Annotated in this window: 11 protein-coding genes; 4 read left to right on the top strand and 7 right to left on the bottom strand. The window is 63.6% G+C overall.

All coding sequences use genetic code 11. The annotated features are described in order from the left end of the window. Positions 1–457 precede the first annotated feature (457 nt). The 3 genes from ACZ5B4_RS07795 (at position 458) to ACZ5B4_RS07785 (ending at position 3,756) form a co-directional block, all read left to right on the top strand. Positions 458–1,417 (top strand): aspartate carbamoyltransferase catalytic subunit, encoded by a 960-nt coding sequence (locus tag ACZ5B4_RS07795; protein WP_464913870.1) that lies wholly within the window; start codon positions 458–460, stop codon positions 1,415–1,417. Between the two features lie 23 nt (positions 1,418–1,440). Next, the gene (locus ACZ5B4_RS07790) at positions 1,441–2,760 is read left to right on the top strand and encodes a dihydroorotase (RefSeq protein ID WP_464913869.1); all 1,320 of its coding nucleotides are present in this window, start codon (positions 1,441–1,443) and stop codon (positions 2,758–2,760) included. A 117-nt stretch (positions 2,761–2,877) separates the two neighbouring features. Next, on the top strand, positions 2,878–3,756 hold the full coding sequence (locus tag ACZ5B4_RS07785) for an NYN domain-containing protein (protein WP_464913868.1): 879 nt from the start codon (positions 2,878–2,880) through the stop codon (positions 3,754–3,756). 33 nt (positions 3,757–3,789) lie between these two features. Here the strand turns inward: ACZ5B4_RS07785 and purD are convergent, their stop codons facing one another. The 6 genes from purD to ACZ5B4_RS07755 form a co-directional block, all read right to left on the bottom strand. Next, positions 3,790–5,079, bottom strand: coding sequence for a phosphoribosylamine--glycine ligase (gene purD, locus ACZ5B4_RS07780; protein ID WP_464913867.1), 1,290 nt, complete (start codon positions 5,077–5,079; stop codon positions 3,790–3,792). Positions 5,080–5,250: 171 nt separating this feature from the next. After that, on the bottom strand, positions 5,251–5,628 hold the full coding sequence (locus ACZ5B4_RS07775; RefSeq protein ID WP_464913866.1) for a UbiA prenyltransferase family protein: 378 nt from the start codon (positions 5,626–5,628) through the stop codon (positions 5,251–5,253). A gap of 3 nt (positions 5,629–5,631) precedes the next feature. Beyond that, positions 5,632–6,198, bottom strand: a complete 567-nt coding sequence (locus tag ACZ5B4_RS07770; protein ID WP_464913865.1) for a UbiA family prenyltransferase — start codon at positions 6,196–6,198, stop codon at positions 5,632–5,634. Between the two features lie 203 nt (positions 6,199–6,401). Continuing rightward, on the bottom strand, positions 6,402–7,472 hold the full coding sequence (locus ACZ5B4_RS07765; RefSeq protein ID WP_464913864.1) for a COX15/CtaA family protein: 1,071 nt from the start codon (positions 7,470–7,472) through the stop codon (positions 6,402–6,404). Positions 7,473–7,546: 74 nt separating this feature from the next. Then, the gene (locus ACZ5B4_RS07760; protein WP_464913863.1) at positions 7,547–8,854 is read right to left on the bottom strand and encodes a c-type cytochrome; all 1,308 of its coding nucleotides are present in this window, start codon (positions 8,852–8,854) and stop codon (positions 7,547–7,549) included. Between the two features lie 156 nt (positions 8,855–9,010). Next, positions 9,011–9,871 carry a cupredoxin domain-containing protein gene (locus ACZ5B4_RS07755; RefSeq protein WP_464913862.1) on the bottom strand — a complete coding sequence of 287 codons (861 nt, stop codon included), beginning with the start codon at positions 9,869–9,871 and terminating at the stop codon, positions 9,011–9,013. Between the two features lie 409 nt (positions 9,872–10,280). Here ACZ5B4_RS07755 and ACZ5B4_RS07750 point away from each other — a divergent pair, with 409 nt between their 5' ends. Beyond that, positions 10,281–10,853 carry a flavodoxin family protein gene (locus ACZ5B4_RS07750; RefSeq protein ID WP_464913861.1) on the top strand — a complete coding sequence of 191 codons (573 nt, stop codon included), beginning with the start codon at positions 10,281–10,283 and terminating at the stop codon, positions 10,851–10,853. A gap of 57 nt (positions 10,854–10,910) precedes the next feature. Here the strand turns inward: ACZ5B4_RS07750 and ACZ5B4_RS07745 are convergent, their stop codons facing one another. Next, a complete protein-coding gene (locus ACZ5B4_RS07745) occupies positions 10,911–15,113 on the bottom strand; it encodes a PDZ domain-containing protein (protein WP_464913860.1) in 4,203 nt (1,400 codons plus the stop codon). Between the last annotated feature and the right edge of the window lie 26 nt (positions 15,114–15,139).

Here is a 15,139-nt window from a genome sequence, read left to right as displayed (position 1 = left end):
AGCTGGCCCGTTCCTTTTTGCCGCATTTGAGCCCAGAAAAGGGGGGCTCCTCCGGTGCCGAGCCGGAAAGTTTCCGGATGCCCTTACGCAGCTCGTATGTTAGCGGCCGGCGCGTGGCGTGGCAACGCGGTGATTGCGACGCGGCGAAATGCCCTGCAACGGGAGAGCGACGCGGGGGAAGTCATCCGCTTCAGATCGGGGCGACGAGCATTTTCGGTCCTGTCCGTCGTGATTCCGGTTGTCGCTTCGACGGTCGCTTGCGGGTGACAAGCTAGGGCTTTAGAATCATGAAGGCTAGGGTGGTAGGGCGCGTAAGGACGGGAATACGCCGCGACTTCCTCTTTTCCCGGACGGATGCCGCCTCATCGTCAGGTAATGCGCGGCGATCATCGCGACTGCGGCGGACAGGGTTTCTCCCAGGGGCTTCGCCGCTTCTGACTGAATGAACGAGAACGGTATGGACGAAAACCTGGCTCGGTTGCGGGAATTGGCCTCGCAGTGGCGACGGAAACATTTGCTGGGTTTGGAGGAATTGTCGGCCGAGGAGATTGTTCGACTGCTCGATGCGGCCGAAATATTTCGCCGGGCGTTCGATGCCGGAGAGAGAAAGTTCTCGTTGCTGGCGGGGCGGACCTGCGTGAATCTTTTTTTCGAGAATTCCACGCGGACCAGAACCAGCTTCGCCCTGGCGGCGCGACGCCTTGGGGCCGACGTGGTGGATTTCTCTGCTTCCACCAGCAGCCTATCCAAAGGCGAGACGGTGATCGATACGGCCAAGAATTTGGAAGCCATGGGAGTCGATGCGATGGTGGTCCGCCACCAAACTCCCGGGACTCCGCATCTTTTGGCACAGAATCTCCGCTGCTCGGTACTGAATGCCGGCGACGGGGCACACGAGCACCCGACTCAAGGATTGCTCGACATCCTCACGATCCGGCGCCGCCTGGGGCGGATCGAAGGTCTTACGGTGGCTTTGGTCGGCGATATTGCGCACAGTCGCACGGCCCGCTCCAACATTTGGGGCTTGAAGAAATTGGGGGCGCACGTCATCGTCTGCGGGCCGTCGACGTTGGTTTCTCCCTTATGGTCGCAATTGGGCGTCGAGTTTAGCTACAGCTTGGACGCCGTTCTTCCCCGGGTGGATGTGCTGAACCTGCTGCGGATTCAGTTCGAGCGTCAGACGAGTCGCCCCTTTCCCTCCGTCGCCGAGTATGTCAGCTTGTACGCCATGGACGCGAATCGGCTGAAGCGGACCAAGGAAGGCATTCTGGTGCTCGCCCCCGGTCCGATCAATCGAGGGGTGGAGGTCACCGCCGATGTGGCGGACGGTTCCCATTCGGCCATCCTAGACCAAGTCACCAACGGGGTCGCGGTGCGCATGGCGGCTTTGTGGTTGTTAATGGGCAACGCGGCGTGAGGGGCCGGAAGTTCGAGCATACGATGAAGCTGTGGGATACGGATGGGCGAAAACGCATGAACGGCAATCGCATACGGATACGCGGCGGACGCATCATCGACCCCTCGCAAGGCATGGATCGGGTGGGCGATCTGCTGGTCGAGGACGGGTACATCGCCGGCTATGATGCTACTCCGAGCGGTGATGAGACCGTGGTCGAGGCGTCGGGTTGCATCGTGACCCCGGGTTTGATCGACATGCACGTCCATTTGCGGGAGCCGGGACGCGAAGAGGATGAAACGATCGAGACCGGCACGGCCGCCGCCGTGGCCGGCGGTTTCACCTCGGTGGCCTGCTGCCCGAACACCGAGCCTCCCTTGGATTCTCCCGCGGCGGTGGAGTTCGTCCGCCAAAAGGCCGCTCGGGCCCGCCGTTGTAACGTGTTCGTCATCGCCTGCGTGAGTCGCAATCGGGAAGGCAAGGAGCTGGCGGAGATCGGTCAGCTCGTGGCCGCCGGGGCCGTCGCCTTCAGCGACGACGGGGCGCCGGTGGAAAACTCCGAGCTGATGCGGCGGGCTTTCGAGTACTGCTTGATGTTCGACAAGCCGGTACTGAACCACTGCGAGATTCCCGAACTGGCCAAGCGCGGCGTGATGCACGAGGGGAAGGTCTCGCTGGTGCTGGGCTTGAGCGGGATTCCCGCCGCCGCGGAGTCGGTCATGGTCAGCCGCGATATCGCCCTGGCCGAGGCGACGGGCGGCAAGCTGCACGTCATGCACGTCTCGACGCTGGGCAGCGTCGAGGCGATTCGCCGCGCGAAGGCCCGAGGCGTCCGCGTGACGGCCGAAGTGACGCCCCATCATTTCGCTTTGACCGATGAATCGCTGCGGAGCTTCGACTCCAACTTCAAGATGAATCCGCCCCTGCGATCGGAGGATCACGTCCGGGAGTGCATCGAGGGATTGCGCGATGGTACGATCGACGTGATTGCGACAGACCACGCGCCCCACAGCAAGGAAAAGAAAATGCAGGAGCTGGATCGCGCTCCGTTCGGCGTGGTCGGACTGGAGACGGCGCTGGGGCTGGTGATCACGCGACTGATCAAGCCGGGAATCCTCAGTTGGAGTCAGGCGATTGAAAAGATGACCGTCAATCCGGCAAAAATCCTCGGAATACCCAAGGGCACTCTGGCCGTGGGCGCCGACGCCGACGTCACCGTCATCGATCCGGACGTGGAATGGACCGTGGATCCGGCTCGCTTCTACTCCAAGTCCGGAAACACGCCGTTCGGCGGTTGGACCCTACAGGGCAGAGCGAAGACCGTACTGGTGGGCGGACGTATCGTCTACCCGTTTGCGAGTTGAGGGTGATGCCGGGGGCTAGGGGCCGGCGTAGACGGCGGGTATGGCCGGTAGGGAGCGACACAGCGGAAGCCCTCGTTTCGAACGCCCGCGAGGTAGGATCCCATCAAGGTCGATGGCGTGATCACGTTTTTGGTCGACGGCTATAACCTTCTCAATGCCTGCGGCGTGGAAGCCGCACCGGGGCCGCCCGGCACTCCGGAGTTGGACCGTGCCCGACAAGGATTGCTGGACTTCCTAGCCGAAGTTCTAACCGCCGAAGAAATCGAGCGCACGCTGGTCGTCTTCGACGCCCACGGTCCGTGGCGGAAGGGGCGTGTCGAGGAATGCTACCGCGGCTTGACCGTGCGATTTGCCGTCCAGTATCCCGATGCCGACACGCTTTTGGAGCAATTGATAGCTCGGCACACGGCCCCCAAGCAATTGACCGTCATTTCCAGCGATCATCGCGTGCAACGGGCGGCACGGCGGCGTCGGGCGAAGTTCATCGACAGTGAAGATTGGTACGCCGCGTTATGCCGCCGCCTCCGCAACCGATCGCGGGAGGGGCGGCAAGTCGCTCCGGATACCCGCGAGCCATTGGATGCGGCCGATGTGGAAGACTGGCTGCGGACGTTTGGGCTTTCCCGGCGGGATGCGGAGGCCCCGATCGCGGCGGAGGGGGACGCGGTCTCCGCCTCGCGGCAAGCCGTGTCGGAGCGGAACCCTCGTACCCCCGAAGAGCGGCACGAAACTGGGGTCGGTCGTAGCTCCGGGCGCGAATCTCCTCAACCAAAGCCCCGTGACGACGCGGCCGAGGCATCGGTCAAGACGGAAGGCGACGTTCCCAGGGACGAGAGCGGAGAGCTCGGACCGTCGATCTTGGGACAATCCGCCGCGGCCTTCGGCCTCTCCGCGGAAGATCTCGAAAGGCCGATCGAGGCTTGGGAAAGCGAGGAGGAACCTCAAAGCGAAAGGCCCCGTAGCTCCGGAAAGAGGCCGCGTCCTCCCCGTCGCTAACGATTGCTAACGAGATTTCCGAATTCGATCGGGTCAGCCCGCGGCGAGGCGGGCAATCGCCTTGTCCGCGATGTCCTTGCGGCACCATGCACCCTCCCAACGGATGCACTTGACCGCCGCGTAGGCCTGAAGCTTGGCCTTGGCGACGTTTTCACCCAGGGCCGTCACCCCTAACACGCGGCCGCCGGCGGTGACGACTTGCCCGGCTCGGAGCTGGGTCCCGGCGTGGAAGACCTTGACGTCGGGAAGCCGTGCGGCTTCTTCGAGGCCGCGGATGGCGTGGCCTTTGCGGTAATCGCCCGGGTACCCTTCGCTCGCCATGACCACGCAGACGGCCGGTCGCGGGTCCCAGTCAAGCGACTCGATGCGATCCAATCGCCGGTCGACCGCGGCATTTAAGATCTCCAAGAGATCCGACTTCAACCGCATCAACAGGGGTTGGCATTCAGGATCCCCGAAGCGCACGTTGTACTCCAGCACCTTGGGGCCGAGGGGCGTGATCATCAGTCCGGCGTAAAGCACGCCCAAGAACGGCCGCTCGGACCGTTTCATGGCATGCACGGTGGGCACCAGGATGTTGCCTTCGACCCAGTGAAGCAACTCGTCGGTGACGACGGGGGCCGGGCAATAGGCCCCCATACCGCCGGTATTGGGGCCGGTATCGCCGTCGTGGGCCGGTTTATGATCTTGGGCGGGTTGAAGCGTCACGATATTCCGGCCGTCGGTGATGGCCAAGACGCTGGCCTCTTCCCCTTGCAGGCGCTCTTCGATGACCAGGCGATTGCCCGCCGCCCCGAAAACCTTCCGCTCGGCAATGGCGCGGACTGCGGCGACGGCCTCCTCGCGGTTGTTGCAAACGATCACACCTTTGCCCGCTGCCAAACCGTCAGCCTTGACGACCGCCGGTCCGTCCTCGCGAGAGTTCAGGAACTGGACGGCCGCCGCCGGATCGGAGAAAACGTTGTAGCCCGCGGTGGGAATCTTGGCGTTACGGAGGAGATTCTTGCAAAAGACCTTGCTGGCCTCCAACTCCGCCGCCGCCTTGGTCGGGCCGAAAATGCGGAGGCCTTCCGCGTGAAACGCATCGACGACGCCTTGGGCGAGGGGGGCTTCGGGCCCCACGACCGTCAACTCCACGGCGTTTTGCTTGGCGAAGCGGATCAACGCCGGAAAATCCGTTTCTGCGATGGGGACGTTTTCTCCGTCCTCGGCGGTGCCCGCGTTTCCCGGCGCCGCAAAGACGCGATCGGCGGAGGGGCTTTGTTTCAGCTTCCAAACCAAGGCGTGCTCGCGTCCCCCGCTGCCGATCACCAGGACGTTCATGGCGATACCTCATCCTATGCGTTAGCGACCAAAACCTTGATTTTACGGCGCGGCCTCGTGGACGAGAAGGTTCACGAGGGGGAGTTGCGACGCCGCTCATTCGCCGGCATGGCACGGAAGCCTAGGCCGATGGACGGCGAAGCGTCGCAATTTCGCGGCGAGAACGCAACGTCAGAGGCTGAGCAGGACCACGCAAACGATGGGCAAATGGAGGACGGTGGCGCGGAGCAGGATGCGTGCCGCCGTTTCGTCCGGGCGATAGGCGAATCGCAGGGTGACGAGAAGATTGGCGAAAGAGGAACCCGTTATGACGACGGTCGCCCAGACCGGCATGGCGGCCGTCACCGCCCAAACGCCGCCGAGACCCAAGAGAGCGATCGCGCCGCCCAAAGCCATCAAAACCGTGGTACGACCGCTGGGATCCGCAACGGGGGCCACACGGACGTTGGCCTGAGCGAATTGATCGCGATAAAGCGAAGCAATGGCCATGGCATGGGGGAATTGCCAGAGATACAGGAAGGCGAAGAAGAACCAGGCGTTCGGATTCATCAATCAGCCCGCGGCTTCCGCTCCCAATAGAATCGGCGCTGCACCGGACAGGGCGCCGATCGGTGTTTGCCAAACGGAAACCGGCTTGAGGGAAGTATAGACGCCGGCATAAAGGAACCAACTCAGGGCGGCCATACCCAATAATCGGGACGTACCAAAGGCGGCGAGATAGGTGAGTCCGAAAGCCGTCGCGACTGCTGCCAATACGACCGCCGTTCGAGGGCGAATCCTGCCGGCGGGCAGCGGGCGGTTGGCCGTTCGGGGCATGCAGCCATCGCTCACCCACTCCAACCACTGGTTGAAAATCACCGCCCCGACGATCACCCAAAACGTGCCCACCACGGCATGTCCGATCGACCAGATATCGGTATGCGGTCCGGCTGCCAGCCGCGCGGACACGGCCATGGTGAACAAGACCATCGTGACGATGCGCGGCCGTACCAAGGCAGAGAGATCGGCCCAGGCAGCGGACCATCGGCCGATCGCGCCGGGGGCCGCCGACAAGGTAGGCTGCCCTAAAGCTGCTTCACGCGGCTGAATGATGGGGGTATTCGGAGTAGCTCTACTCAAGGGAATTCTCTCGATCCGGTGCTGCCTGTACAGGCCGGTAAATATGTTTATTGTTCAGTATTGTCTTGGCGTGCGGAACACGCGCCGCGGTCCGCGGTCGACAACCCACCTATTACGAATTGCTATCATGTTCCGCGGGGAAGGCAAGTCCTCCGTGGGAGGTATGGGCACGCGTTTCCGGGCGGCTGCGGGGCAAACGGGCCTCAGGTCGATGTCTCCGCATTGCGCGTGGCGGAACCGTAAGCCGGCGGCGGACTCTCCGTGGCTGCCAAGGCCCAGAGAGCGTAGGCCGTGGCCACGGCTAACAGCAGCGAGCCGGTCGCCGTGTGCGCCGTGGTGACAATCGCTTGAAGCAACCCGCCTTGAACGACGGTGTACGGAATGACCATCACCCAATCGTGAAACCACCGCGGGAAGTTGTAATTGACGACCCAAGTGCCGAGCCCCAGCGCGATCTGAGCGGCGAGCAGCCATCCGAAGGCCTGAAGCCACCGTCGAAGGGCGAGGGCAGCCGGAACCCCAACGGCAAACCGGTAGCATGCGGCCCACAAGATCGGCAGGATGGCGGCTACGGTCAAATGGAGGATCGTCCAGAGAAAGGACCAGCCGGGGGCCGATTCGGACGGCAGGTGTCGGAGCTGCGCGCCAAGCACGATCTGAACGTACACGAGGGCCGGCAGCGCGATGATGACGGCCGTAGGAATCGAGTGCCGCAAAGGCCGAAAGTTCTCGTCGGCGTTCGGTTCGTCCTCGGCGGGGCGTTCCCTTCGCCGCCAACGGGGAGAGGTGAGGACGGCCAAGCTCACGGTGAACGCGAAGAAAAGGGGGGCCGCGCAACCGTGGATGTTGGCGAGGAGGATTTCCCGACCCACGACGCGGAGCCCGCCCAGGGTGCCTTGCAAGCTGACGCCGATCAAGGCCGCGATACCCAGCTTCCGCATCCACGGGCGGCCGTCCTGAACCCAAAGACTCCAAAGCAAGGCGATGGTGAGAAATCCCGCCGTGGCTCCAATCAGGCGGTGGCTGTGTTCGAGAAAGACATCCCATGTCTTCAGCCAGCTTTCCAGGGGATAGAGGAACAGATTGTAGCCGTACGTGTTGGGCCAGTCGGGAACCGCCATGCCGGCGTTGTAGGTGGTGACCAAGCCGCCCATCCAGATGAGCGGGAATACGGTCGCCATCAGCGCCCAGGCCAAATAATGCGGCAGCCGCGGCACGTCAAGAGGCTGGGCGGAACCCGCGCGATGCGAAGGTGAATTTCCTCTCTGCTTCACCGATTTCTCGCCTTTCTGAGGCATGGCTTTGGATGCTCCAAGGCCGTAGTGAGCGATTCCGATCGGGAGGCCCGTCAGCGCGACTTCGCCGAGGCGCCGGCCGGGACTGTCGCATCTTCCGGAACGGACGACGTGCGGCGGGCCAACGAGAGTACGTAGAACGTCAAATCCCAGATTTCGTCGGAGGTGAAAACCCCGGGCGTTCCCGGTGCGGGTCCCGCTGCCGGCATGGGAGTGCCGGGGATGCCGATGTAGATCCGCAAGTAAATGTCCTCCGGGCGACCGCCGCCGTGGAACAAGCCGTCGTGAAAGTTCCGCGGCCTGAGCGATTGCAGGGGTAGCGCGAACCACTTCGCCAATGCTCGCGTTTGTTCGTCGGTAATTCCTTTTTTGGCCTTGTTCCAATCGTCGAACAACTCGGTCTCGGATCCGTCGCCGCGTCCGTCCGGGCCGTGGCACTTGACGCATTGGGCTCGGGTCTCTTGATAGAGGGCCTTTCCCCGCTCGATCGCCGCCGTCAGCTCCTCCGGCGACAATTTGGGGCGTTGGGGCACGATGACGTATTGCCCCGGTTGCTCCTCCGCCAATCGCCACAGGGCGGCAATCGGTCGGACGCCCTCCTCGAGTACGAAGCGACGTTGTAGCGGTAGCGGCTCGTTCTCGTCCACGACGGTGCGCAATAGGAACAACTCGGTTTCCCCGCGGATGCTGAGATAGCGGACGTATTCGACCAAAGCATCCAGGTCCTCGGGGCTAAGGGGCGAAAAGGAAGGCATGCCCGTGCCCGGCAACCCGCGTTTCAACGTCCGCAGCAGATCGGAACGGAGCGGTTTCGCGCCGCCGGCGACCGACGTAAACTTGAAGACCCCTTGGCGAAAGTCGCGGGGATAGGGATTCAGCATTTCCGCGATCGGCCCGGCGCCGTCCCCTGAGATACCGTGGCAGACCACGCAGTGCTTGCGGAAAAGGCCGCGTTCCGTTCCGGTGATGTCTCGCCCGATGGGACCCGCGGCGCGTTGCAGCAGCGATAAATCCAAGTCCAGTCCGGGCGGGACGCGGGGTTCATCGGGCGTGCCGAACAGGTCCGTCAACATTTCTTCGACGGCTTCCCGCTGAGCCGGCTTGACCCGGGTCGGATCTCGCCCCTCCAGGTTCAATTTGAAAGCCGGCGGCTTGTAGGATGAGCACCCGCCGAGAAAGAGCAGGATGGCCGTCATCAGGAGGGCCGCTTGAGAGGCCGCCGAGCGGCGGGCGCCGACGATGCCGAAGCAGGCGTGATCGCCGCATGGAATGAATTGCCGTCCACCGGCGGAGTCGCCGTTTTGAGGTATCTTCTGCTTCATTTCGGACGATACAAGGATCGAGAAATCGGTATGGAGCATCCGTATATTGTAGGGAATGAACGGGGGCGGCCCGAACGCGCCCTGTGGTTTTGGGAGAGTTGCCGCCCGTCCGCCCGCGACCGTCCGCCGCACCGGTTGACATGGCGGGCCTGAGCGAATGCCGGCGCCTCTGAGTCGGAGTCGTCGTGCTTCCTTCTAGCCGCCGACGGCCAAATCACTGGGACGCAAGCGAATCGTGCCCAAGTCCACATCCTCTCCTGCAACCCTGATGTTTCGCCGCCCCTGCGGCCAATCCGGTAGATTCAGGTAATTGACGCGTTCGTGCCAGAGCTGGAATTCCCAATCTCCCGGCGGAAGACCGGCGATCTCAAAGCCGCCGTCTTCGCCGGAGACGGCGAAGTAAGGATTGTCGCGGACCAAGAGATACGCCTTTTCCCACGGGTGGTAGTTGCACAGGACGACGAAAGGCTGGGTCTGGCCGCGTCGAAAACGCCAGGTGGCTTCGGTATTCTCGCCGGGGGCCGGGGCCAACACAATGTTCGCAGGCAAGTCTCCCAACGGAGAGAAGGCCACGTTTTGCGCGATGGGGTCCGAATTGACGATGTGCAGATCCTGCCGCAAGTACCACAACGCCAAACAGTGGGGTTTGAAAATGCAATCGCGATTGTCGAGCAGGACCTGCCGCGGGGGATTTTCCGCGGTCGCAACCGCGACGGGAACGCCGCGCGAACGGACGTAAACAAAAACATTGGCAACGCCGCCTTGCGGAAAAACCATCAGGGATTCGTCGCGGATGTCGAACTTGCCGCAACAGTCCACGTCTTTGTCGACCGTCAATTGCCTCCGTTCCGGAGGAGTCCCGTCGTACAAGAAGCGCCCCCGAACGGCGAAACCGTGCCGCTGCGATGCGGCCGCATAATGCCACGGTGCCATCAAGGTGCCGCTTGCGATTCCCGCCAGCGTGCCGGTGGCGCGGAGCCACTGCCGACGGGACCATCGCCGGGAACGACGGAGAGTGCCCTTGGGCTGCACGCGATTCCGTCCTCCGAACTGCATGTTGACCTCCAAGAAAGCGGATCGATCCCCGCGGACGACCCGCAACACGCCTCGCGAGCCGGCGGGAACCAGCGTCGGGACTTCCGGTTTGATGCCGTCACGGCTCGGCGATGCGCCAATCTGCTACCGGCCGCCGGACCGGAAAGCGTGATCGCCCAGACGACGGATTCGGGGAGCTGATGTCTCCATTATAAGCGGGATGCAACTTCGGGTCGTCCCGGAGGATCAGCGCCCCTTAGCTCTTCGCCGAGAGAGCCGCCGCATCCGGAGCCGTATTTCGCGGCACGAACAGCCCCGGCAGTTGGGACACCTTTTCCCGTGGATTGGCGATCGAGACCAGGCGTGTTATGTTGCTGAAATACGGGATCTGGGGATCCGGAAGGAACAACTCCGTGTGGGAGGACGAGGGATGAAGGTTGTGGCATTTAACGGCAGCGCCCGCAAGGACGGGAACACCGCCATCCTGGTCGAGACTGCCTTGAGGGTTTTGCAAGCGGAAGGCATCGAGACCGAGCACGTGCAACTCGCGGGATTGCATTTGAAAGGCTGCGCCGCCTGTTACCGTTGCTTCAAGGAAAAGGGACGCTGCCATCAGGAGGACGACGGCCTGAACGGCTTCATTGAGAAGATGACGGCGGCCGACGGAGTGATTTTGGCCTCGCCCGTCTATTTCGCCGACGTCACGGCCAACATGAAGGCGCTCATGGAGCGTGCCGGGATGGTCGCGAGGGCGGCGGGCGATCTGTTTCGCCGAAAGGTTGGGGCGGCCGTGGTCGCCGTCCGCCGCGGCGGAGCCGTGCACACCTTCGATACCCTCAACCACTTCTTCTCGATCGGCCAGATGATTACCGTCGGCTCGATTTATTGGAATTTGGGTCGCGGTCTTCAGCCGGGAGATGTGCGGAGCGACGAGGAAGGCCTCCGCACCATGCAGGTCCTCGGGGAGAACATGGCGTGGCTGCTCAAGAAGCTCCACGGCTAGACGGCGGGCGACGGCTGCGAACGACGGCGGGCTTGTTCGGTGACGCTCTTTTCGGCATCACGGCGCGGCCTTTTCGGTGGGGGCGTGCGGCCCACCGAGACCGGCCAGGTAGTCGCTCAATATGGCCAACAGATCGAGAACGGCCTCCATCTGCTCGCCGCTCGAAGCATCCATGACGCTGCGATCCAAGGGAGTTCCATCGGCGGGAAACAGCACCGGCATCGCCGTGTAGGGCAGGACGGCTCGCGGATTGGAGAGCCATGCGCGGAGATACTCGGGGCGTAGGCGATCCGCCACGGCATCCAGCCGGGGCGCGGCGGTGATCGACGCCGAGCCGGGGGCGGGACGTCCGTCCGGCGTGTGACACTTGCCGCAGTAGGTCGTGGTGTCCGTCAGGATGCCGAAGGCCTTCTCCAAATAATCGGGGCGATCGCTCCGTTTTCGGGCGATGTCCGCCAGTCGAGCGGCGCGAGGCGGCGTCCGCTCAGGCGGGGCTTGAGCGATCGCCTGCAAATAAGCAACCAAAATGTCGATCTGTTCACTCGTCAAATCGTAGCGCGGCATGGCCAATGGGACGTTGGGGCGGATCGGATAAGGCGCGAGCAGATACCGTCGCAGCCAGTCCCCCCGCACGGCGGCTCCGATATGAGCCAGCGAAGGCGGAGTCCACCCCCAGGCCTCGTTTTCGCCCACGGTTATTCCCTCCGCCGCGGCTGATCGGACCAGCATGGGATAGAGAAGGTCTGCGAACGCACCGCCGGTTGCCGGCGACTGCGCCGTGATTTGCGGCGCGGCGAGCGGTACGGGAACGCTCTCCACTCGCCACAACGATCCCTCGATCAGGACCGGACGTCGAAGGCGGAAGAAGTAGAGCGGACGTCCCCGATCGTCCTCCTCGACTACGATCTCTCCGGCGGCGTCGCGCTGCGGTGAGCCGACAAGATCCAGCGTGAGCAAACCACGGCGGTCGAGAAACGATGATTCGTTGAAACGGGCGCGCGCGATCGAGACTTCATCCATCTCGCCGTTAGCGTTCCATTGCAGAAGGGCTTTCGGTTCGCACTCGACTCGCCAGGTCTCGTGGTGCAACACGTGGCATTGGTCGCAGCCGAGACGCTCGACCAGCGCGCGCCCGCGAGCGAGGACCTCGGTCCTCGTTTCGGAGGGGCGAAGGTTCGGCGGAACGGCGGGGCGACGGATACCGGTGACGAACGTCACCAAGGCCGCGCGCTCTTCCTCAGAAAAAGACCACCGTCCCATGCGGAGGCGTTCCAGGAAGCCCTTCGCGTCGTCCAAGCGATAGTCGTAACTTCGCGGCGATATCAGTTTTTGATAGAGCCAGCCCTCTCGCTGCTTGGTCGCCAACATGAGCAGAGGCAGGCCGTCATGGTGCGACAGGACGACGGTATCCTCGCGGCCGGCCGATGTTTCGCGGAGATAGTCGCTTATGTGATCGAAGGCCAATTGGGAGGGCTGCTTGGATCCCCAATTCACGAGCGGAGGGCCGATGGGACCGGCGTCCTCCAAGCCGGGGATGTCGTGGCAACCGTGGCAACCGTGGCGCCGCAGGGCGCGGCGTCCGATATACCGCAGCTTCTTGCCGCGATCGAGCGGGGCCGTGATTTCCCTTAGATCGGCCCAAGCGGCGGGGGAAACGACGTCCCATGCTCGGTCGGACAGACCATGCGTCAAAGCCTCCGCGAGAAGCTCGTCCGGTACTTGCTTCTCCAAATACTCGCGGAAGACGCCGTCGACGGCGGCGTCGGACGGAGACGGATTCGGTCCGGGCGAATCCTCGCCCTGACCGGCGGAGCTTGCGGAATCGGGGCGGGACAGCAGATACGCGGCCAACGCGCGAAGAATCGTTTGCCGCCGGGCATCGGAGGCCATAGCGTCGATGAATGCGGAAGGATCCCAATCGCGGCCTCTGATTCCGGAAGCTGCGGCCGCGGCGTCGTCGGGCACGAGACCGGATAGGCTGGCTTCGCCGTCCGGCTCCGCGAGCCGGTGGAAGGAGCGAAATTGCGGTCGCGGCATGCGGCTATGCGGATTGAACACCCGAGGGTTATCCAACCACGCAACAAGATTCTCGAGGTCGTCCGCCCGACTCCAAGATCGATCGCCGTCGTTGCGGGGCCGAGCCGTCGTGGAACTCCAGCGGGACGACAGGCCGGCAAGATCGGGGCCGAATGTCGATTGTGCCTCGGGGAAGTCGGGGTGTCGATGGCAGGCCAGGCAACCTTGCGTCGCGAACAGCCGTCTTCCCCATGCCTCATCCACATCTTCCTGGGACGCAAGGCTCCGCGGTGTTGCGCTCGGTGCATGGACCCCTGACATGGATTCCGGGGAGGGCGACCCGGCCGTCAGATATGCCGCCATGCCCGTGATCTCAACGTCTTCGTACTCGCGTAACTTTCCAGCGTGCCGAGGGTCGGCGTGTTCCAATAAACCGAATAACTGTGGCATGCGGGCGTCCGGACGCACGGCCGTCGGGTTTGCGATGTAGCGGGTCACATACGCGAGGTCGCGCCGCTGGGCAATGTATCGCAGGCTGGGGCCACGCGGCGGGATCATGTCTTCACGGCGGTCGGACCTTAGCACCCGCAGCAGACGCGCCGCCTCCGTGAGGGCGAATCGCGTTTCGTACGGTTCTCCGGGGCTGTCGTGAGATCCGAGGCTGTCGTGAGCATTGTCGGCCGCGTCTTCCGCCGCGGTCGGGCGAGCCGGCGACGCCGATCGTAACCAAGCGGCAACGCCCGCCGCCAGGTTTTGCCGCAGATTTTCGTCTTCGACACCCTGGACGTAGGCGACCGCGGCTTGTCGTACGGACTGCGGTAAGGAATCGAGTGTCAGGAGTTGGAGGGCGGCTCCCCGATACGGTGGTTCGCGAAGGATGTCCGGATCGCTGGGATGGGGCGAATTGGGATCGGTCACGTCGTGGCATCCGTAGCAGCCGTAGCGTTCAAAGGCCCGCCGTCCCTCGAGCAATCTGCCCGCGGCGGGCCGCACGGGATCTCCCGTTTCCGCCAGGTCGAAGACGTGCCGGTGACAAGCCACACAACTCCGCTGAAGAAAGGGACCCGGCGTCATGGGGTACGGCGAGCTTTCCTCGGGATGCCAAGAATACGCATCTTGCCACTGCCGGGCCTGTGCGGCGGATGTCGGGAAATGCGCGGCGTGGACGAACTCCGTCGCCGGACCTTGCCCCTCGTGGCAGATCGTGCAACCGAATTCCGGGAGTGGATGAGGGCTCTCGGCCGAAAGGTACAGATCGGGTCGCGGGTGACCGGCCGGCGGATTGGGATGTCCGCGCCTCACCGTCAATTGGACCCACGGGGCACGGCGTTGCGGGGCTGCGGCGGCCGGGAACTCTCGCATCTGAAGCCGACCCGAAGGCGAAGGTCCGCCGGCTCGCTGCAACCAGTCTTCGAGTGCCGACACCACTTCCGTCGCCCTCGTGATCGCCGTGTCGCCGATTTCGAGAATGACGTCACCGGGACGCAGTTCGGCCAGGGCGGCGGGAGAGCGTGGGGCGGTTTGCACGACCATCGCGCCGGAAGCGCCGGCCGGCGGTTCGACGAAGACCAGTCCCCAACGTGCCCAAGCCGCCTCCACGGACGACGCCGTTGTTGCGGCGCCCACCGCTGTCGGCAAAGCATCCTCATTGGAACCGGCGTTCGCGGCACTTGCGGAGACCTCGCCTCCCGAGGATTGCGGTACAAGGGGCAACCAAAGCCGCAAGGTCGTCGAATTCGAAACGACGGGGCGCCGTATTTTGACCGCGCCGGTAGGTATTTCCCACAAGCCCCTCCATGGGAAGTCGCGAGAGACAACGCCTGCGAAATCCCGGCGATCGTCGAAAGCAGGGATGAGGTCATCGTAGGACCAGTCGATAAAGACGTGACAGGTGACACAACGATCGATGGGCGCGCGACCTCGTACCGTACCGTCACGGTCGAAGCCGGGTATCTTGATGCCGCGCAGTCCGATGACGCCGTCCCATGTAGGACGAGGTATCTCACCGAAAAAGTCAGTTGCTTGCCGCCCCACGCGGCGAGGAAGGGACCGTCCCGGTGCCCGGGGATGATCGGAATCGAACGCGTCGAGTAAACGGGCGGCTTCGGCCTGGTAGCGCTTCCAGGGTCGGCGGGCGTCGCGCACGATCCAGACGACCGTCACTGCCAGCAACAACAAAGAGGTCGCGGCAAAGATGACGTGGAGCCGATTCAGGTTGTAGTGGGTTTCCTCCCGAATATGCATGGCCGATCGCGTCGCGTAGCGTCCAG

It is taken from the genome of Thermogutta hypogea (assembly GCF_055386265.1).
This window is presented reverse-complemented; position numbering and strand designations above follow the sequence as displayed.